This window comes from Microbacterium petrolearium, assembly GCF_054782875.1.
This window is the reverse complement of record NZ_BAAGRQ010000007.1, coordinates 189108-207480: the sequence shown is the minus strand read 5'-3', so window position 1 is coordinate 207480 and position 18373 is coordinate 189108. Positions and strand designations below refer to the sequence as shown.

The 18373-nt window shown below is 71.5% G+C and carries 18 protein-coding genes, 1 tRNA gene and 1 pseudogene; 10 read left to right on the top strand and 10 right to left on the bottom strand.

The genetic code is table 11. From position 1 onward, the window contains the following. Window positions 1-72: 72 nt before the first annotated feature. On the top strand, window positions 73-1836 hold the full coding sequence (locus tag ACYVJ0_RS07950; protein ID WP_460817116.1) for a cation:proton antiporter: 1764 nt from the start codon (window positions 73-75) through the stop codon (window positions 1834-1836). Window positions 1837-1870: 34 nt separating this feature from the next. Here ACYVJ0_RS07950 and ACYVJ0_RS07945 read toward each other — a convergent pair whose 3' ends face one another. The 3 genes from ACYVJ0_RS07945 to ACYVJ0_RS07935 form a co-directional block, all read right to left on the bottom strand. Further along, complete coding sequence (locus tag ACYVJ0_RS07945; RefSeq protein ID WP_449853880.1) at window positions 1871-2101, bottom strand: helix-turn-helix domain-containing protein; 231 nt, start codon at window positions 2099-2101, stop codon at window positions 1871-1873. After that, window positions 2098-2721, bottom strand: coding sequence for a hypothetical protein (locus ACYVJ0_RS07940; RefSeq protein WP_460817114.1), 624 nt, complete (start codon window positions 2719-2721; stop codon window positions 2098-2100). The genes ACYVJ0_RS07945 and ACYVJ0_RS07940 overlap by 4 nt, the downstream gene beginning before the upstream one ends. 121 nt (window positions 2722-2842) lie before the next feature. Beyond that, the gene (locus ACYVJ0_RS07935; RefSeq protein WP_460817112.1) at window positions 2843-4261 is read right to left on the bottom strand and encodes a dicarboxylate/amino acid:cation symporter; all 1419 of its coding nucleotides are present in this window, start codon (window positions 4259-4261) and stop codon (window positions 2843-2845) included. A 248-nt stretch (window positions 4262-4509) separates the two neighbouring features. On the opposite strand from ACYVJ0_RS07935, the gene ACYVJ0_RS07930 reads away from it, so the two are divergent. After that, a complete protein-coding gene (locus ACYVJ0_RS07930; RefSeq protein WP_460817110.1) occupies window positions 4510-7029 on the top strand; it encodes an ATP-dependent Clp protease ATP-binding subunit in 2520 nt (839 codons plus the stop codon). Window positions 7030-7160: 131 nt separating this feature from the next. Here the strand turns inward: ACYVJ0_RS07930 and ACYVJ0_RS07925 are convergent, their stop codons facing one another. After that, entirely contained in the window at window positions 7161-8006 is an 846-nt protein-coding gene (locus ACYVJ0_RS07925; protein ID WP_460817108.1) for a GNAT family N-acetyltransferase, read from the bottom strand. Between the two features lie 6 nt (window positions 8007-8012). On the opposite strand from ACYVJ0_RS07925, the gene ACYVJ0_RS07920 reads away from it, so the two are divergent. From ACYVJ0_RS07920 to ACYVJ0_RS07900, 5 genes and pseudogenes are all read left to right on the top strand, one after another. Further along, window positions 8013-8177 (top strand): hypothetical protein, encoded by a 165-nt coding sequence (locus tag ACYVJ0_RS07920; RefSeq protein ID WP_460817107.1) that lies wholly within the window; start codon window positions 8013-8015, stop codon window positions 8175-8177. A 143-nt stretch (window positions 8178-8320) separates the two neighbouring features. Next, a complete protein-coding gene (locus tag ACYVJ0_RS07915; RefSeq protein ID WP_449853875.1) occupies window positions 8321-8821 on the top strand; it encodes an amino-acid N-acetyltransferase in 501 nt (166 codons plus the stop codon). A 26-nt stretch (window positions 8822-8847) separates the two neighbouring features. Next, complete coding sequence (locus tag ACYVJ0_RS07910; RefSeq protein WP_460817105.1) at window positions 8848-9513, top strand: hypothetical protein; 666 nt, start codon at window positions 8848-8850, stop codon at window positions 9511-9513. A gap of 71 nt (window positions 9514-9584) precedes the next feature. Then, a pseudogene (locus ACYVJ0_RS07905) lies at window positions 9585-10148 on the top strand (manganese catalase family protein); the annotation flags it as partial. A gap of 160 nt (window positions 10149-10308) precedes the next feature. Continuing rightward, entirely contained in the window at window positions 10309-10716 is a 408-nt protein-coding gene (locus ACYVJ0_RS07900; RefSeq protein WP_460817104.1) for a dehydrogenase, read from the top strand. A 205-nt stretch (window positions 10717-10921) separates the two neighbouring features. Here ACYVJ0_RS07900 and radA read toward each other — a convergent pair whose 3' ends face one another. The 6 genes from radA to ACYVJ0_RS07870 all read right to left on the bottom strand — a co-directional run bounded on the left by radA (window position 10922) and on the right by ACYVJ0_RS07870 (window position 16910). After that, window positions 10922-12274, bottom strand: a complete 1353-nt coding sequence (radA, locus tag ACYVJ0_RS07895) for a DNA repair protein RadA (RefSeq protein WP_460817102.1) — start codon at window positions 12272-12274, stop codon at window positions 10922-10924. 77 nt (window positions 12275-12351) lie between these two features. Further along, window positions 12352-13713, bottom strand: a complete 1362-nt coding sequence (locus ACYVJ0_RS07890; RefSeq protein WP_460817101.1) for a hypothetical protein — start codon at window positions 13711-13713, stop codon at window positions 12352-12354. 342 nt (window positions 13714-14055) lie between these two features. Next, window positions 14056-14292, bottom strand: coding sequence for a hypothetical protein (locus ACYVJ0_RS07885; RefSeq protein ID WP_460817099.1), 237 nt, complete (start codon window positions 14290-14292; stop codon window positions 14056-14058). Window positions 14293-14436: 144 nt separating this feature from the next. After that, the gene (locus ACYVJ0_RS07880; RefSeq protein WP_460817097.1) at window positions 14437-14790 is read right to left on the bottom strand and encodes a hypothetical protein; all 354 of its coding nucleotides are present in this window, start codon (window positions 14788-14790) and stop codon (window positions 14437-14439) included. Beyond that, on the bottom strand, window positions 14769-15440 hold the full coding sequence (locus ACYVJ0_RS07875) for a helix-turn-helix domain-containing protein (RefSeq protein ID WP_460817096.1): 672 nt from the start codon (window positions 15438-15440) through the stop codon (window positions 14769-14771). The genes ACYVJ0_RS07880 and ACYVJ0_RS07875 overlap by 22 nt, the downstream gene beginning before the upstream one ends. A gap of 99 nt (window positions 15441-15539) precedes the next feature. Then, a complete protein-coding gene (locus tag ACYVJ0_RS07870) occupies window positions 15540-16910 on the bottom strand; it encodes an MFS transporter (protein WP_460817094.1) in 1371 nt (456 codons plus the stop codon). A gap of 82 nt (window positions 16911-16992) precedes the next feature. Here ACYVJ0_RS07870 and ACYVJ0_RS07865 point away from each other — a divergent pair, with 82 nt between their 5' ends. From ACYVJ0_RS07865 to ACYVJ0_RS07855, 3 genes are all read left to right on the top strand, one after another. Beyond that, on the top strand, window positions 16993-17337 hold the full coding sequence (locus ACYVJ0_RS07865) for an ArsR/SmtB family transcription factor (RefSeq protein WP_449853869.1): 345 nt from the start codon (window positions 16993-16995) through the stop codon (window positions 17335-17337). Next, the gene (locus ACYVJ0_RS07860) at window positions 17334-17978 is read left to right on the top strand and encodes a cation transporter (protein WP_460817092.1); all 645 of its coding nucleotides are present in this window, start codon (window positions 17334-17336) and stop codon (window positions 17976-17978) included. Before ACYVJ0_RS07865 ends, ACYVJ0_RS07860 begins: the two co-directional genes overlap by 4 nt. A 151-nt stretch (window positions 17979-18129) precedes the next feature. After that, window positions 18130-18220 (top strand) — tRNA-Ser (locus tag ACYVJ0_RS07855). The last annotated feature ends 153 nt before the right edge of the window (window positions 18221-18373 follow it).

Here is an 18373-nt window from a genome sequence, read left to right as displayed (position 1 = left end):
GCTCGGCCGCGGCTCTCCTTCGTTGTGCAGGGAGGACCGCGGGCGCGGCGGCGGCGGGAATAGGGTCGATCCATGGGTGTGGAGCTGTTCTACGTGCTGGTCGGATCGGTCGCGGTGGCGGCGTTCGCGCGGTGGCGGGGCTGGCCGGCCCCGCTGCTCGTCACGGCCGTGGCCCTCGTCGTCTCGCTGCTGCCCTTCGTGCCCGAGATCGCGATCGACGGCCACCTGCTGCTGAACCTCACGCTGCCCCCGCTGCTCTATTCGGCGGCGCTCGAGTCGTCGTTCCTCAGCTTCCGGTACTCGCTGCCGCACATCCGCCGGCTCGGGGTCGGGCTCGTGCTCGTCACGGCCGTCGCGGTCGGTGTCGTCGCGTGGCTCATCATGCCCGAGCTCGGCCTGGCCGGCGCACTGCTGCTCGGCGCGATCGTCGGTCCTCCCGACGCCGTCTCGGCCGCCGCGATCGGGCGCAGGCTCGGCCTGCCGCGGCGCGTCATGAACGTGATGAGCGGCGAGAGCCTCATCAACGACGCCACCTCGCTCACGCTCGTGCGGGTCTTCGCCGCGGTCGTCGCCGGCGCCACCGTCACGGTGTGGCAGGGGGTGTGGGAGTTCGCCCTCGCGGTCGTCCTGGGCGTGGGGATCGGCCTGGCCTTCGGGGTCGTCCTCCATCAGCTGCGCATGCGGTTCGACGACACGACCGTCACGGCCACGTTCGGCCTGCTGATGCCGTTCGGCGCCTACGCGATCGCGGAGCACCTGCACGGCTCGGGCGTGCTCGCGGTCGTGGCCATGGGCTTCTACGTCGGCTACCACGCGCCCCGCACCGCCTACACGACGCGGCAGCAGGACCGGCCGCTGTGGCACGCCATGGACTTCCTGCTCGAGAGCTTCGTGTTCGCGTACGTCGGACTCCAGCTGCCCACCGTGATCGCGGAGCTGTCGAGCACCGACGGCACGCGCACGATCCTGATCTCGGTCGCCGTGCTGCTCGTCGTCATCGCCGTGCGCCCGGTGTTCGTCTTCGCCTCATATGCGTGGGGCCAGGCGCTGCAGCGGCTGCGCCTCATGCGCTTCAAGCACGCCGCCGAGGCCTATCGCGCCGATCCGCACAGCCGCCGCGCCCGCGCCGTGCGGCGCAAGAAGGAGCGGCACCGTGCGCGCCTCGGCCCCGCGACGCCCACGAAGGAGGCGATCCGGCGCCGCGTGTTCGAGCCGCCGCTGTCGCGCCGCGAGCGGGTGGTGATCTCGTGGGCGGGCATGCGCGGCGTCGTCACGCTCGCGATGGCGGCGGCGCTGCCGGATCTCACGGAGCACGCCATGCCCACCGGTCACATCGAGGTGCTCGTGGCGGTGGCGTTCGTGGTCACCGTGGGCACCCTGCTGCTGCAGGGCCTCACGCTCACGCCGCTGATTCGCGCCCTCGGCGTCACGGCCGACGACGAGCGCCGCTCCGACGAGGCCGAGATCGCCCGCATGCGCCGGCTGTCGAACGAGGCGGGGCTCGAGTACCTGCGCGCGCAGCAGCAGCGGTGGATCGCGGAGCACGGCGAGGAGAGCGCCGACATCTTCAAGGGCTTCGCGCGCGCGATGGTGCGCGTGGAGCGCGACACGGATCGGGCCGACCGCGACCTCGAGAAGGCGCAGGAGCGGTGGAACCGGGTGCCGCGCGAGGCGGTCGTCGAGCTCTCGAAGGGCTGGCTCGCGGTGCGCCGCCAGGTGCTGCTGGACGAATGCCGCGCGGGCAACCTCAGCGAGGAGGTCATGCGCGAGCTGTTCGTCGCCATGGACGCCGAGGAGCTCGCCCTCGACACCCGCGGCGCGCTCCGCCCCGACTGATCCGGCGCTCAGTCGCCCGGATGGATCCCGCGGCTCAGTCGACGCGGACGAGCAGGTCCCCCACCTCGCAGTCGAGCGCGCGGCAGATGGCCGAGAGGGTGGAGTACCGGATCGCGCGGGCGCGGTCGTTCTTCAGCACAGACAGGTTCACGATGCTCACGCCGACCTGCTCGCTCAGCGCCGTGAGGGTCATGCCGCGCTCGGCGAGCAGCTCGTCGAGGCGGCAGTGGATCCCGCTGGCCTCCTCGTCCGCGGCGGGACTCACACGAGCCCCTCGGTGTCGCGCTGCAGGCGGCGGCCGATGCCGAAGACGGCGCCGACGAGCGCGAGGGTGAAGCCCCAGCCGATCGGGGCGAGGTCGAGGTTCATGAGGAAGAGGGGGAAGACGCCCTCGATCGCCGGGTCGGCGCGCTCGAGCAGCGCCGTGGTCTCGGCCCGCCCGATCGCGCCGGCCAGCTGCCCGCCGATCCCGCCCACCATCACGAGGCACGCCACGGTGACGATCGCCGCGTCTGCGCGCCGCGCAAAGGGGCGCTCGCGGATGAGCGCGACGCCGAGCCACGCGGCGATCACGCAGGTGCCGATCGTCGCCAGCGCGGGCAGCGAGCCCTCGAGGAAGAGCATCCAGCGGATGACTGCCGGCGCGTCGGCCAGCGTCACCGCGGCCGTCTCGTACTGCGCGGACGCCGCCCCGGCCGGCGTGGGCATGGGCGCGTCGAGCAGGGCGAGGCGCGTCACCGTGAGCGTGCGCTCCGCGGCACCGACGGCGGCGAGCACGATCGCCGTCAGCGCGGCGATCCCCACCGACGCGGCGCCCGTCGCGATCACACCCAGCGCGACCCCATCGGCTCGCGACAGCGACCTGCCGCCCGTCGTCATCGTCATCCCGCTCTCCATTCTCAATGTTTCACGACAAACGATAACAACGACTATCGATAAGTCAAGCGCCCCGGGAACGCCGATGGCCCGCCTCCCCGGGGGAGACGGGCCATCGGCGTGGGATGGATCAGCGAGTCGCGACGGGCTCCTGGGTGCCGGTCGCCTCGGCGTCCGAGACGGCCTCCGCCTCGGACTCCTCCTCGTCCTGGAAGGGCAGGCCCTCCCGCGGCGCGTTGTAGAGGTCGAGGTCGAGGATGCCCTCGCGCTTGGCGACGATCGCGGGGATGATCGCCTGGCCGGTGACGTTCACCGCGGTGCGGCCCATGTCGAGGATCGGGTCGATCGCCAGCAGCAGGCCGACGCCCTCGAGGGGCAGGCCCAGGGTCGACAGCGTGAGCGTGAGCATCACGGTCGCGCCCGTGGTGCCGGCCGTCGCGGCCGATCCCACGACCGAGACGAGGGCGATGAGCACGTACTGGATGAGCGTGAGCTCGATGTTGAAGAACTGGGCCACGAAGATCGCGGCGATCGCCGGGTAGATCGCGGCGCAGCCGTCCATCTTCGTCGTCGAGCCGAACGGCACGGCGAACGAGGCGTACTCGCGCGGCACGCCGAAGTTGCGCTCCGCCACGCGCTGGGTCAGCGGCAGCGTGCCGAGCGACGAGCGGCTCACGAAGCCGAACTGGGTCGCGGGCCACACGCCCGAGAAGTACTGCTTGATCGACAGGCCGTGGAACTTCACCAGCAGCGGGTAGACGACGAAGAACACCAGCGCGAGGCCGATGTAGATCGCGCCCGCGAACCACGCGAGCGAGGTCAGGCGCTCCCAGCCGTACTTCACCACGGCGGCGCCGATGAGGCCGAGCGTGCCGAGCGGGGCGATCCGGATGATCCACCACACGACGCGCAGGATCACGCGCAGCAGCGACTCGGTGAAGGCGAGGAACGGCTCGGCCTTGCGGCCGGCGCGCAGCGCCGCGAGGCCGACGACGACCGAGACGACGATGATCTGCAGGATGTTGAACGAGACCCCGCCGCTGAAGTCGCCGGTCTCGGGGTCGACGGCGCCCGAGACGCCGAGGCCGAGGAAATTCTGCGGCACGAGGCCGATGAGGAAGTCCCACCACGTGCCCACGTGGCTCGGCTCGGCCGCCTCGAGGTCGCCGCCGGCGCGGTCGCCCGGGCGGATCACGAGGCCGAGCGCGATGCCGATCACGACGGAGATGAATGCCGTGATCGCGAACCACAGCAGGGTCTGGCCCGCCAGGCGCGCGGCGTTCTGCACGCGGCGCAGGTTCGAGATGCTCGCGACGATCGCCGTGAACACGAGCGGCACGACGGCGGCGCGCAGGATCGTGACGTACGAGCTGCCGATGGTGTCGAGCGTCGTGAACAGGCCGTTCGGGTTCTCCTGCGTGGCCCCCAGCTGGCGGGCGAGCAGGCCCAGCGCGATGCCGACCACGAGGGCGGCGATGACCTGGAATCCGAACGACGCGTAGAAGGGCCGCTTCGCGCGCGCCTTTCTCGCGGGGGTGGTGGTGCTCATGGTTCTCCGTTTCGAGGGGTGCCCGGTGGCACGCTGGTCAACGTTAGAGGCCCTCGGGATGTTCCCGGCGCCGTGTGACGGAACGTTTCGCGCCTCCCGGCGGAGGGCCGCGACGACCGCGTCGGTGCGCTATGCCCACGGCGAACACGGGCGCCCCGGCAGGGATCCGTCGTTACGGTGGAATCCATGGCGCGAGGTGCGCTTCCTGCACCCCGCGTCCCGAAGGCCCAAGTGCCCGGAGGAGTGACATGTTCGAGAGATTCACCGACCGTGCCCGTCGTGTGGTTGTGCTCGCCCAGGAAGAGGCGAAGATGCTCAACCACAACTACATCGGCACCGAGCACATCCTGCTCGGCCTCATCCACGAGGGCGAGGGCGTCGCCGCGAAGGCTCTCGAGTCCCTGGGTGTCTCGCTCGATGCCGTGCGCGAGCGGGTGCAGGACATCATCGGCCAGGGTCAGCAGCAGCCGACCGGCCACATCCCCTTCACGCCGCGCGCGAAGAAGGTGCTGGAGCTGTCGCTGCGCGAGGCGCTGCAGCTCGGCCACAACTACATCGGCACGGAGCACATCCTGCTCGGCCTCATCCGCGAGGGCGAGGGCGTCGCGGCGCAGGTGCTCGTGCAGCTCGGCGCCGACCTGAACAAGGTGCGCCAGCAGGTCATCCAGCTGCTCTCGGGCTACCAGGGCAAGGAGCCGGCCGCCGTGGGCGCCGGCGCCGAGCAGACCGCGCAGGCTCAGGGCGGATCGCAGGTGCTCGACCAGTTCGGCCGCAACCTCACGCAGGCCGCGCGCGAGAACAAGCTCGACCCGGTCATCGGGCGCGAGAAGGAGATCGAGCGCGTGATGCAGATCCTCTCGCGCCGCTCCAAGAACAACCCCGTGCTGATCGGCGAGCCCGGCGTCGGCAAGACCGCCGTCGTCGAGGGCCTCGCGCAGGCGATCGTCAAGGGCGAGGTGCCCGAGACGCTGAAGGACAAGCAGCTGTACTCGCTCGACCTGGGATCGCTGATCGCCGGATCGCGCTACCGCGGCGACTTCGAGGAGCGCCTCAAGAAGGTGACCAAGGAGATCCGCACCCGCGGCGACATCATCGTCTTCATCGACGAGATCCACACCCTCGTGGGTGCCGGCGCCGCCGAGGGCGCGATCGACGCGGCCTCGATCCTGAAGCCGCTGCTCGCCCGCGGCGAGCTGCAGACGATCGGCGCCACGACGCTCGACGAGTACCGCAAGCACTTCGAGAAGGACGCCGCGCTCGAGCGCCGCTTCCAGCCGATCCAGGTCAACGAGCCGTCGCTGCCGCACGCGATCAACATCCTCAAGGGCCTGCGCGACCACTACGAGGCCTTCCACAAGGTGCAGATCACGGACGGCGCCATCGTCTCGGCCGCCAACCTCAGCGACCGCTACATCAGCGACCGATTCCTGCCCGACAAGGCCATCGACCTGATCGACGAGGCCGGCGCCCGCCTGCGCCTGTCGATCCTGTCGAGCCCGCCCGAGCTGCGCGAGTTCGACGAGCGCATCGCGAAGGTGCGCGAGCAGAAGGAGGCCGCCAGCGAGGAGCAGGACTTCGAGAAGGCCGCCGCTCTGCGCGACGAGGAGAAGTCGCTGCTGGGCGAGCGCCTGCGCCTCGAGAAGCAGTGGCGCTCGGGCAGCATCGAGTCGCACGCGGTGGTCGACGAGGGCCTGATCGCCGAGGTGCTCGCGCAGGCCACGGGCATCCCGGTGTTCAAGCTCACCGAGGAGGAGACCAGCCGCCTCGTCTTCATGGAGAAGGCGCTGCACGAGCGGGTCATCGGCCAGGAGGAGGCGATCGCCGCCCTCTCGAAGACGATCCGTCGCCAGCGTGCCGGCCTCAAGGACCCGAAGCGCCCCTCGGGCTCGTTCATCTTCGCCGGCCCCACGGGCGTCGGAAAGACCGAGCTCGCCAAGGCGCTCGCGGAGTTCCTGTTCGACGACGAGGGCGCGCTCATCTCGCTCGACATGAGCGAGTTCGGCGAGAAGCACACCGTCTCGCGCCTGTTCGGAGCCCCTCCGGGATTCGTCGGGTTCGAGGAGGGCGGGCAGCTCACCGAGAAGGTGCGCCGCAAGCCGTTCTCGGTCGTGCTCTTCGACGAGATCGAGAAGGCGCACCCGGACATCTTCAACTCGCTGCTGCAGATCCTCGAGGAGGGTCGTCTGACCGACGGTCAGGGCCGCGTGATCGACTTCAAGAACACCGTGATCATCATGACGACGAACCTCGGCTCGTCGGCGATCGCCGGTGGCCCGGTCGGCTTCCAGGTCGAAGGCGACTCGACCACGACGTACGAGCGGATGAAGGGCAAGGTCGACGAGGAGCTGAAGCGCCACTTCAAGCCCGAGTTCCTCAACCGCGTGGACGACATCATCGTGTTCCCGCAGCTGTCGAAGGAGGAGCTGATCCAGATCGTGGATCTGTTCACGAAGCGCCTCAACGACCGTCTGCTCGACCGCGACATGACGATCGAGCTGTCGCGCGCCGCCAAGGAGCGCCTCATCGAGATCGGCTTCGACCCGGCGCTCGGCGCCCGCCCGCTGCGCCGCGCGATGCAGCACGAGATCGAGGACCAGCTCTCGGAGCGCATCCTCGCCGGCACCCTCGAGGCCGGCCACCACATCAAGGTGGACGTCGAGGACGGCCGGTTCACGTTCGAGAACGCCCCGCGCGGCGAGCGCGTGGCGGTGGGCGTGAACACCGCCGGCGGCATCTCCGGCACGCCGGATCTGGCGCTCGGCAGCTGACCTGACGCACGAAAGGGCGGTCCCTCCGGGGGCCGCCCTTTCGCGTCGCCCGGGGCGGTGACCCCTCGGTTGCTGAACGGAGCGGCCGGAGGCCGCGCAGATGAAGCGACCACCGCAACCGGAGCGGCGGCCTACTCCGGCACGCGCGCGTGCCAGTAGCGGTGGTGCTCGGTGAAGCCGAGGGAGGCCATGAGCCCGAGCGAGGCCTCGTTGCCCGCCTGCACCTGCACGAGGGCGGAGCGCACACCGCGCACGGCGGCTCCCGCGGCGGCCGCGCGCACGAGGGCCCGGCCCGCGCCGCGGCGCCGGTAGGCCGGCGCGACGACGAGGTCGGAGACCACGGCCCACTTCTGCGCCATCGCCAGCCGCACGGTGCCGACGAGCGTCGTGGCGCCATCGGCACCCCGCTCGATCGCTGAGAAGAAGGTGCGCGACTCGGGGCCGCACAGCAGTCGGCGGTAGGCCTCGTGGCCGGGGGAGCCGACCGGGCGCCCCCACGCCTCGAAGTGCACGGCGTGCGGCTCGTCGTGCTCGACGATCTCGAGCCCGCCGGGCGCGGCCTCGGCCGGCCGGTCGGCGCCGCCGGCGAGCTCGCGCGTCGCGGCCGTCAGCACGAGCGTCGGCTTCGACGGCGCGAGCCCGGCGTCGCGGAACCGCGGTGCGATCGCCGCGCATGCCGGCGCGAGCTCGGTCGTGCCCGCGGACGAGTGGATGAGGAATGCCGGCCGCTGATCCCGCTCGGCGAACCACGCCGTCACGAGCTCGAGCGCCTGCTCGGGCGGCATGCCCGGATCGCCCAGGGGCAGGGCGGAGTTCGCGCGGTGCGTCACGCCGCCGTTGGCGCGCAGCAGCCAGCCGGCCTGCACGCTCGGGGGCTCGTCGCGCTCCTCGGCCCTGAGGTTGTCGGCGTGCAGCCACGCCGAGTCCTCCGGCAGCCACGTGGCGGCGGCGATCCGCTGCAGATCCTCGGCCGACACGATCCGGTGCAGCGCGCCGGCCGCGTGGGCGCGGGCGGCAGCTCGTGCACGAGCAGGATCGTCTCGCGCGGGATCGTCACCGCGCCGCGCTTGGTCTCGACGGTCACGGCCGACGCGGCGGCGGCCGTGACCGAGCCGACGGCGTCGGTCGGCGATCCGCCGTCCGTGTAGCGGATGACGACCCGCTGGCCGGGCTGCGGTTCCGGTGACGACATGAGACCTCTTCGACGGCGCGGACGTACCCGAGGACTCTATCCGGACGTCCCGATCCGGCGCGCAGGCGGCGTCGAGCAACCGGCCCATACCCTGGAGGGATGAGCGAGTTCCTGGTGCGGCCCGCGCGCACGGCCGACATCCTGCCGATCCGCGACATGCTCGAGCCGTACGTGCAGCGCCGGATCCTGCTGGGCAAGGACCTCGTCGTCCTGTACGAGGCGACACACGAGTTCGTCGTGGCCGAGGCGGCGGGCGAGATCGTCGGCTGCGGCGCGCTGCACGTGATGTGGGAGGACCTGGGCGAGGTGCGCACGCTGCTCGTGCGCGACGACTGGCTCCACCGCGGCGTCGGCCGCGCGATCGTCGAGCGCCTCGAGGACAACGCCCGCGAGCTGGGCGTGAACCGCCTGTTCTGCCTGACCTTCGAGGTCGACTTCTTCTCGCGCCGCGGCTTCACGCCCATCGGCGAGCAGATCGTCGACCCCGATGTGTACTCGCAGCTCGTGCGCAGCCCCGACGAGGGCGTGGCCGAGTTCCTCGACCTCGCGCACGTCAAGCCGAACACCCTCGGCAACACCCGCATGCTCAAGCGGCTCTGAGCCGCGCCGACGCCTACCCTGAAGACGTGAGCGCCCGCCGTCATTCCCCCGCCGTCTACCGGCGTCGGCGGATCGCGGTGCTCCTGCTCGCGCTGCTCGTCGTCGGCGGCATCACCGCCGGCGTCGTCTGGGCCGTCAACGCCCAGCCGTGGCGGGCGCTGTTCGCCGACGCCGAGCCCACACCGTCCGCGAGCACGCCGCTGCCCACGGGTGAGCCGACACCCGCGCCGTCCGGCTCGGCGAGCCCGGAACCCAGCTCCACGCCGACCGACGCCGGTGAGCCGCAGGCCTGCGACCCCAACGCGATCCAGGTGGAGGCGCTCACCGACAAGGACGTGTATGCCGAGGGCGAGCAGCCGCAGCTGTCGATCCGGCTCGTGAACACCGGCGACGTGGACTGCACGTTCAACGTCGGCACGTCGCAGCAGCGCTTCACGATCACGAGCGGCGAAGACACCTGGTGGCGCTCCACCGACTGCCAGCGCGACCCGATCGACATGGTCGTCACGCTCGCCGCCGGGCAGGAGGTCACGAGCGCCGAGCCCGTGGTCTGGGATCGCACCCGCTCGGCCGTCGACACGTGCGATTCCGAGGGCCGCCCGGCGGCCCCGGCCGGTGGATCGTCGTACCACCTCGCGGTCGAGATCGGCGGCATCGCCTCGACCTCGTCGCGCCAGTTCATCCTGGGCTGATCCGCGCTGCCTCGGGGTTCCGCCCGAGCTCGGCCCGCGCTCCGGGCATTGTCGCAGACGCCCCGGGGTCGAGCCTGCAGCAGGCGATCGTCGCCGGAGCGGGTGCCCGCCCCGTCGACAGCAACGGCAATCCGTGGCAGGGCAGCTACATCACGGCCAGCGGCAACCTCATGGCCGACTTCACGGCCAACGCCAACGGCGAGATGCAGGGGCGTCTGCAGGTGGCGCGGCTGTACCACATGACCAACGACGCCGGCGTGCGGGATCTGCTGGCCTTCCTGCTCGCACGCGACACGATGCACCAGAACCAGTGGCTCACCGCGATCGAGGACCTCAAGGAGAACGGCGTGGAGGAGCTGCCCGTGCCGAGCAACTTCCCGATCGACAAGGAGCACCGCGAGGTGTCGTACCAGTACCTGAACTTCAGCGACGGCGCCGCCGCGAGCGAGGGCCCCTGGGCCTCGGGGCCGACGCCCGACGGCAAGGGCGAGTTAACGTACCACGACGGGCCCACGACGCGCGCGACCATGCCGCCGCCCACCCACCCGGACGTCCGGTTCTACGGCACGACCGAGCTGCCCGACGCGGTGGAGAAGATCGCGGGGCGCGCGCAGGACGCCATGAACATGGAGTGATCGTCCGGCAACCGAGGGGACGCACCGGATCGGTTGCGTCCCCTCGGCTGCTGAACCGAGCGGCCGGATCGGTTGCTGAACGGAGCGGCCGGAGGCCGCGGAGATGAAGCGACCACCGCAACGCCGGGCACCGCCGCGCACGCCCGCCTAGGCTGAAACCATGGCCAAGAAGCGCAAGCCCCCGAAGCTGACCGAGCAGGACGTGCGCTCGGAGGCGCTCGCGCAGGCGCTCGAGAAGCAGGACATGGCCGCGGTCGCGCTGGCGTTGCGCAACGGCAACACGATCGTGCCGCTCATCAAGCCCGGCCCGCGCGACAACCCGCTCGAGGGCGGGGAGGTCTGGACCTTCCGCGATCCGGCGACGGGCGAGGTGGCGCTGCTGCTGTTCAGCGATGCGCGCCACAAGCCGGCCAACCTGCCGCCCGCGTTCGGCGTCTACTCGCCGCAGTGGCTGCGCACGTTCCTCGCCGCGCACGCCGACGAGATCACGACGGTGTTCCTCGACATCGCGGGCCCGCACCCCATGCAGGCCTCCCCGTCCGACCTGCTGGCCGCCCTCGAGGCCTGACGGCCGGAGAGGTTCCGGGCCGCCCGGATCGCTGACAGGATGGGGGCATGTCCCCGTGGCTGTCGCTCGGTCTGTGCGTGGCGGGCGTGATCGTCCCGCTCGCGCTGTTCTTCGTGACGCCGCGCCGCCGGCCGGGCCGGAACCGGTGATCGCGAGGGCCACCGTGCGCCTCGAACGCCGCCTCTCGTAGGGGCGTCGCCGCGGATCAGAAGTCGGGGACGTCGTCGAGCGGCCTCGGCCCGCTCGCCTGCACGTGGTCGAGCGCGGTGCGCAGGCGCTTGGCGCCGTTGTCGACCACCTGCCGGTAGCCGAGGCGGGCGGCCTCCGTGCGGCGCTGATCCGCCTGGGCGACGGGCCGCACCTCGCCCGCAAGGCTGAGCTCGCCGATCGCCGCGAGCTGCCGAGGCACCTTGAAGTTGCGCACCGAGCCGGCCACGGCGATCGCGATCGCGAGGTCGGCCGCCGGCTCGGTGAACCGCACCCCTCCCACGGTCGAGACGTAGACGTCCTGATCGCTCGTCTTGATGCCGGCCCGCCGCTCGAGCACCGCGAGCACCATCGCCACGCGCGAGGCGTCGACGCCGTGCACCACGCGCCGCGGGTTCGGCGCGCTCGTCGGGATGGTGAGGGCCTGCACCTCCACGGGCAGCGCGCGGCGGCCCTCGAGCGCGATGGCCACGCATGTGCCCGGCTCGGGGGAGCCCTGCGACAGGAACAGGCCGCTCGGGTCGGGCACCTCGAAGATGCCGTCGCCGGTCATCTCGAAGCAGCCCACCTCGTCCGTCGGCCCGAAGCGGTTCTTCAGCGCGCGCACGAAGCGCAGCGCGGTCTGGCGATCGCCCTCGAACTGGCACACGACGTCGACGAGGTGCTCGAGCAGCCGCGGTCCCGCGACCTGCCCGTCCTTCGTGACGTGCCCGACGAGGATGATCGGCAGGTCGCGATCCTTCGCCACGCGGATGAGCGTGGCCGCGACCTCGCGCACCTGGCCGGGCATGCCAGCCGCGCCGTCCGAGAGCGAGGACGCCACGGTCTGCACGGAGTCGACGATGACGAGCTGCGGCTGCACCGAGTCGATGTGCCCCAGGATCGTGGCCAGATCGGTCTCGCTCGCCAGGTACAGCTCGTCGTGCAGCGCGCCCGTGCGCTCCGCGCGCAGCCGCACCTGCGCCGGCGACTCCTCGGCGCTCACGTACAGCACGCGACGGCCCTCGCTGGCCGCTCGCGCCGCGACCTCGAGCAGCAGCGTCGACTTGCCCACACCCGGCTCGCCCGAGAGCAGGATCGCCGCGCCCGGCACGACGCCGCCGCCCAGCACCCGGTCGAACTCCTCGATCCCGCTCGAGTGGCGCGGTGCCTCGCGCGTCTCGACCCGTGTGATCGGCGTCGCCGCGGCCGTGGGGATCATCGACTCCACGCGCCGGGCGGCCTGCGGCTGCTCCGCCTCGACGACGGTGCCCCACTGCTGGCACTCGCCGCAGCGGCCGACCCACTTCGCGGTCGTCCATCCGCACTCCGTGCACCGGAACGGGGCGGGTGCGGGTCGCTTCGAGGCCATGCCTCCAGGGTAGGCGGGGCGTCCGACACGCAGCGCGCGGCCCCTCTCCCTGTGGAAGAGGGGCCGCGCGGGGTGGATCAGTTCAGGATGAACGTCACCTCGCGGGAGTTGCCCGCGATGTCGTAGACGATCATCGTGTTCTCGCCGCTGCGGCCGCCGAAGACGCCGGGGCGGATGAAGTTGACGTCCGACCACGCGTTGTTCGTGAGGTCCTTCACGACGCCGTTGATCTCGACCCGGTCGACCTTGCCGCCGTCGTGCAGTTTGAAGCTGACCTTGTCGTAGCCCGACTCGTTGCCGACCGTGTAGGTCTCGCCCGACTTGAGGGTCGCGGTCGGGGCGGTGGCGTCGAGCGTGAACGACACCGTCGTGGCGTTGCCGGCGACGTCGTAGACGGTCATCGTGTTCCGGCCCGCGGTGGCGCCGAAGACGCCGGGCGCGACGAAGTTGACGTCCGACCAGGCGTTGTCGACGAGGTCCTTCTCCACGCCGTTGATCTCGACGCGGTCGATCTTGCCCTCGTCGTGCAGCTTGAAGCTGACGCGGCCGTAGCCGCTCGCGTCGCCCGTGGTGAACTCCGCCCCCTGCTTGACCGTGGCGGTCGGCGCGGTCGTGTCGGCCGGCGCGGCCTCCTCGAGCGTGATCGTGAACGCGGGGTTCCAGAAGTAGTTCCACACCTCGGTCGAGCTGAACCACCACGCGCCGTCGGCCTCGGTCACGGCGAACTCGTTGTTGTCGGCCGCGGTCACCTCGGCGACCTCGTAGCCCTCCGGCGCGTCGATCCGCACGCCGAGCTGCCCCGGCAGGTGCCGCACGTAGCCGCCCTCGGAGCGGAACGCCTCGTACGTGCCCTCGCCGCCGGCGAAGCCGTACTCCGTGGCGGGGTACCAGTCGCCGCCCGAGCCGAGTTCGACGCTCGCCCCCGAGACCGGCGTGCCGTCGGCGAGCTCGACGTTGGCCGCCAGGCGCAGCGCCGACATGCCGATGAGCCGCTCCTCGCCGTCCTCGTCGATGACGACATCCAGCACGCCCTGCACGCCGAAGTATTCGGCCGTGTCGAGCCGGGTGATGTCGGCGGCGCTCTCGGCGCCCGTGGCGTCGAAGAGCACCTCGCCGGGCGGGTTGTTCGGGTACATCAGGTAGAGCTTGGCGGGGCCGACGGGCACGTCGTCGAAGCGGTAGAGGCCGTCCTCGTCGGCGCTCACGTACCAGCGCTCGCCGTTGACGTCGACGAGCTGCGCGGGCAGCGCGGTGTTGAGGCGGTCCGCGTCGCCGGAGGGTGCCGTGAGGGACGGGTCGTAGAGCCCGTCGGCGAAGCGGTCGTCGAAGCGGGTGACGATGAGATCGCCGGTGGCCTCGGCGGCGGCGGCCGGCAGTGGCGCCGCGACGGCGGCAAGCGCGGCGGCCGCCGCGAACGCGGAGACGGATGTGATGCGCACGGGAGATCTCCTTCGATTCAGGGGTGACGGCCGCGGGCACAGCCGTCACCGCAGAAGCTAGGCCCGCCCGCGCCGCCGCATCGGCGCGCGGGAGTGTTCACCGGCGCGCCGCCGAGGATTCACCGGAATCCCCGGTGACACGGGATTTCCCCCGGTGCGCCCGGGCAGCGGTGGACTAGCTCGCGTCCGCTGATTGCGAGCCCATACAGTCGCGTGGCTACGAGGTTCGTGGTGCGACTGCGGGCCGTAGGCGCGCGCGGACCCGCGGCATGCCTGCGGGGCGGCGGGTCACCGGCATGCGCCTTCGAGGTCGTGGCAGCTGCTCTGCGGCATCGCCCGTGCTCATGGTGTGCACGCCGTGGTGATCGCCGCCCACACTCTCTGACCGATCGTCTGATCGTAGGAGCCGAGCACTCGCCACGCTGGGTGCCGGTCCTCGGCCAGGTACGGGATGACCCGGCGAAGATGCTGGCGATCCTTGCGGGTGAGAGTGCCCAGGGCGAGGGTGCGCGGGTTCCCGGCGGCCGCGGCGAGGACGGCGAGGTCCTCGAGGTGTCGCCCGGGGTTGCGAGAGTCCACCGCGTACGCGGCGGCCTTGGCGATGATCGCGCCGAGCTCGTCCGGAACCTCGACGGTCGCCGACCTGGCGGTCGAGCTGAGCGTGTAGGTGTCGCGCCGCTGCAGCGCCTGCGCTGCGCCGGGCGAGCGCAGCAGCGGGCGCAGCTACCAGCGCGTGCGCGCGCGCACGTCGCGCGCGACCATCACGTCGACGACGTCCTCCTCGCCTCTCGTGAAGCGATGGATGGGGTTACCCGGCGACGGGTCCACGGCGACGAATCCGAGCCGGGTGAGAGGGCCGGCGACATGGGAGACGGAGTTCGCCCCGATGTTCAGCAGCAGATCGATGTCGTTTGTCGGACGGGTGGCCTCGATTCCGGCGCGCAGCGCGTGCACGTGCACCATGAGCCCGCCGACGAGCGCCCAGCTGCCGGGTGGAGTCGAGGCGGCGACCTCGAACGCCAGTGGCCACGGCGGGATCTCCGCCGGCACCTCGACTACGTGAGCTCGGCCAGCCATCGGCTCCTCATCCGCTCCAGCGCCTCGAGGCCTGCCGCGCGCACCCGGGAGACCTCGCTGCGCGCCGCATCCACGGCGACCAGCGCGGCCGGCGTGCTGCGCCAAGGGAAGATCTCGTCCTCGAACCGGTAGAGCACCACCCGCGGGTTCTCGTCGTCGCGCACGAGCATGGCGTGGTCGACGAGCTCCTCGAAACTCATGTCCTTCGGATAGCCGTGCAGCTGCCGGGCCCGCCCGGCAAGAGCGTCGCCCGCGTGGGCGACGATCTGCGCGAGTGCGTTCTCTCCCGTGAAGTGCAGGTGCTCGGCTGCGAGCTCTGGGCTTCGGGTCGCGAACCGTTCTACCCTCACCGAGCGCGCCAGCGCCGCGGCGAGCTGCCCGGCCCCCCGGTGCTGCACGATGGCCTGCTGCCTCACCGGAAGCGCGGTGCCCGCTGACAGCGCGCCGATCACCGCGCGCGCCGTGGTCGCCTTCACCGGCCGGCCGTGGCTGTGCTGCAGTCGCTCGCGCTCGTCGACGGCCGCGGCTGACACGAGCCAGCTGCGGTGCACTTTCTGTCCTGCGAGCTGCTTGCTCGTGAGCATGTCGACGACACGGCGCGTGGACACGCCCAGCCGTTTCGCGGCCTCCTCCGTCGTCACGAACTCCATGTAAAAACCTTCCCTCGACGGAACATTTATACACCGCGAGGGAAGGTGATTCCAGGAGGTTGCCTCGCCCGTCGAGCTCGAGCTAGGGCCAGACGTGCTCTAGTTCGCGTCGGCCGGTTCAGCCCGCCGCGCGTCGTTGCGGATCCCGAGCCACGACACGATGCCGCCCGCCGCCATGAGCGCGGCGACGACGATCGCGGCCCGGTGGAAGCCCTCGAGGTCGAGGGTGCCGCCCACGATGGTGCCGATCGCGGCGATGGCGACGAGGCCGGCCACGCGCGAGACTGCGTTGTTGACGGCGCTCGCGATGCCGCTGCGCGCGGGCTCGATCGCGCCCAGGATCGCGGCCGTCAGCGGCGAGACGGTGATCGACAGCCCGAGGCCGAACACGATCATCGACGGCAGCACCTGCCACCAGTAGTCGAACTCCGGCGCGACGGCGAGCAGCAGCAGCGATCCCGCAGCCATGACGAGCGGCCCGACCGTCATGAAGATCCGCGCGCCCCAGCGGCCCGAGAGCGCGCCGATCCGCGAGCTGAGCAGGATCATGAGGATCGTCGTGGGCAGGCTCGCCAGGCCCGCGAGGGTCGCCGAGAGCCCGGCGCCCTCCTGCAGGTAGACCGCCACGACGAAGCCGTTGAGCGAGAGTGCACCGTAGATGAGCGCCGTGGCGACGTTGCCCGTCCAGAAGTTGCGCACGCGGAACACGTCCAACGGCAGGATCGGGGAGCGCGCCGTGCGCTGGCGCAGCAGGAAGAGGGCGAAGAGGATCGCGCCGCCGGCGAGCGAGCCGGGGATGGCCGGGTGCGCCCAGCCGAGGTTCGGCTGCTCGATGAGCCCGAACACGAGCGCGCCGAAGCCGAGCACGCACAGCGCCGCGCCGAGCACGTCGATGCGGGCGTCGGCGCGGCGGGGCGGATCGGCCATGTCGCGGAGCATCCAGAGCGTGATGCCGATCGGGATGACGTTGATGAGGAACGCGAGGCGCCAGCTGGCGAGATCGACGAGCGCGCCGCCGATGAGCGGCCCGGCGATCATGGCGCCCGTCGTGAGCGCGGTCCACGTGCCGATGGCGCGCGACTGCGCCGGCCCCTCAAACGTCGAGGTGATGAGCGCGAGCGAGCTCGGCACGAGGAACGCGCCGGCCGCGCCCTGCAGCATGCGCGCGATGACGAGGATGAGCGGATCGGGCGCGAGCGCGATCGCGATCGAGGCGATGCCGAACCCGACGAGGCCGATCCGCAGCACGAGCGCTCGCCCGGACGCGTCGCTCACCGATCCGGCGACGAGGATGAGCGCACCGAGCGTGACGAGGTAGCCGTCCACCACCCACTGCTGCGTCGTGAGCCCGCCGCCCAGCTCGCGGTCGATCGCGGGAAGGGCGACGTTCACGACCGTGCCGTCGAGGAAGGCGACGAACGAGGCGAGGATCGCGATCCACAGCACGCGCGTCTGCGAGGGAGCGCTCATGCGCCCAGGCTATGCCGGGCCGGAGACACCGGGGCGCGTGCCGCGGGTTTGACGGTACATCGAAACGTGTACTATCGCATCCATGTCGACCGCCACCGCCACCGCCACCGTGACGCACACGGCCGCGCTCGCCCGCTTCGGCCACGCCCTCTCCGATCCCACCCGCGTCGGCGTGCTGCTCGCGCTGCGCGAGGCGCCGGCCTACCCGGCGGACCTCGCCGACGCGCTCGGGGTGTCGCGGCAGTCGATGTCCAACCACCTCGCGTGCCTGCGCGGCTGTGGGCTCGTCGAGGCCGTGCCCGAGGGGCGCCGCAGCTGGTACCGGCTGGCCGATGCCCACCTCGCGCCCGCGCTCGACGAGCTGCTGCGCGTGGTCCTGTACGTCGAGCCCGGCTGCTGCGCCGGAGAGAGCTGCACCTGCGCATGACCGCCACCGCGTCTGCCGATCGGCGATCCGTCCTGCAGCGGCGCATCCGCTGGATCGTCGCCGCGACCATCGGCTACAACGTCGTCGAGGCGGTCGTCGCCATCGCCGCGGGAGCTGCGGCCTCGTCGGCCGCGCTCGTCGCGTTCGGCCTGGATTCGACGATCGAGGTGCTCTCGGCCGCCGCCGTCGCGTGGCAGTTCACGCGGCGCGACCCGGAGCGCTGGGAGCGCGGCACGCTGCGCGTCATCGCCGTGGCCTTCTTCGCGCTCGCCGCGTACGTCACCGTCACGTCGGTCCTGGCCCTCGTCGGCGGCGCGGACGTGGAGCATTCGACGCTCGGCATCGTCATCACGGCGCTCAGCGTGGCGATCATGCCGTTCCTGTCGTTCGCTGAGCGTCGCGCCGGCCGCGAGCTCGGATCGGCCACCGCCGTGGCCGACTCGAAGCAGACCCTCATCTGCACCTACCTGTCGGCGGCGGTGCTCGCGGGCCTCGTGCTCAAAAGCCTGCTGGGCTGGTGGTGGGCCGACGCGATCGCCGGCCTCGTCATCGCCGCCTTCGCCGTGCGCGAGGGCCTCGAGGCCTGGCGCGGCGACGCGTGCGCCACCTCGGTCGGCATGCTCATGGAGGACGAGCACTGAGCCCGCTCGCCGCGGGGCTCGGATGAGCGGCGAGAATCCATCCCCGTGCTGAGAATCCAGGCGCCCGCGGATTCTCGGCGCGGGCCTGGATTCTCGCGGGCGGGGCGCCGCCGATTGGCGCGCCAGGAGAACGTCGCGTAAACTCGACCCCGGTGACGTGTCCGAGCGGCCGAAGGTGCAACTCTCGAAAAGTTGTGTAGGGCAACCCCCTACCGTGGGTTCAAATCCCACCGTCACCGCCATCGTCGAAGCCCCGCGAACCCTTGAAAACACTGGGATCGCGGGGTTTTCGCTTTGCCCGGAACAGGGCTCGTGAGCAAGAATCGAGCAAGATCGTCCACAGGCGCTTGACGATGGGCGGCGAAGGGAACTACAGCTGGCCAGGCGCCAATTGC

Excerpts from the sequence above, each read along its gene's own strand:
- ACYVJ0_RS07950 (WP_460817116.1), top strand. The coding sequence starts at position 73 with ATGGGTGTGGAGCTGTTCTACGTGCTGGTCGGATCGGTCGCGGTGGCG.
- ACYVJ0_RS07870 (WP_460817094.1), bottom strand. The coding sequence starts at position 16,910 with ATGAGCGCTCCCTCGCAGACGCGCGTGCTGTGGATCGCGATCCTCGCC.
- ACYVJ0_RS07930 (WP_460817110.1), top strand. The coding sequence starts at position 4,510 with ATGTTCGAGAGATTCACCGACCGTGCCCGTCGTGTGGTTGTGCTCGCC.
- ACYVJ0_RS07865 (WP_449853869.1), top strand. The coding sequence starts at position 16,993 with ATGTCGACCGCCACCGCCACCGCCACCGTGACGCACACGGCCGCGCTC.
- ACYVJ0_RS07935 (WP_460817112.1), bottom strand. The coding sequence starts at position 4,261 with ATGAGCACCACCACCCCCGCGAGAAAGGCGCGCGCGAAGCGGCCCTTC.
- radA (WP_460817102.1), bottom strand. The coding sequence starts at position 12,274 with ATGGCCTCGAAGCGACCCGCACCCGCCCCGTTCCGGTGCACGGAGTGC.
- ACYVJ0_RS07875 (WP_460817096.1), bottom strand. The coding sequence starts at position 15,440 with ATGGAGTTCGTGACGACGGAGGAGGCCGCGAAACGGCTGGGCGTGTCC.
- ACYVJ0_RS07900 (WP_460817104.1), top strand. The coding sequence starts at position 10,309 with ATGGCCAAGAAGCGCAAGCCCCCGAAGCTGACCGAGCAGGACGTGCGC.
- ACYVJ0_RS07860 (WP_460817092.1), top strand. The coding sequence starts at position 17,334 with ATGACCGCCACCGCGTCTGCCGATCGGCGATCCGTCCTGCAGCGGCGC.
- ACYVJ0_RS07880 (WP_460817097.1), bottom strand. The coding sequence starts at position 14,790 with ATGGCTGGCCGAGCTCACGTAGTCGAGGTGCCGGCGGAGATCCCGCCG.
- ACYVJ0_RS07940 (WP_460817114.1), bottom strand. The coding sequence starts at position 2,721 with ATGACGATGACGACGGGCGGCAGGTCGCTGTCGCGAGCCGATGGGGTC.
- ACYVJ0_RS07915 (WP_449853875.1), top strand. The coding sequence starts at position 8,321 with ATGAGCGAGTTCCTGGTGCGGCCCGCGCGCACGGCCGACATCCTGCCG.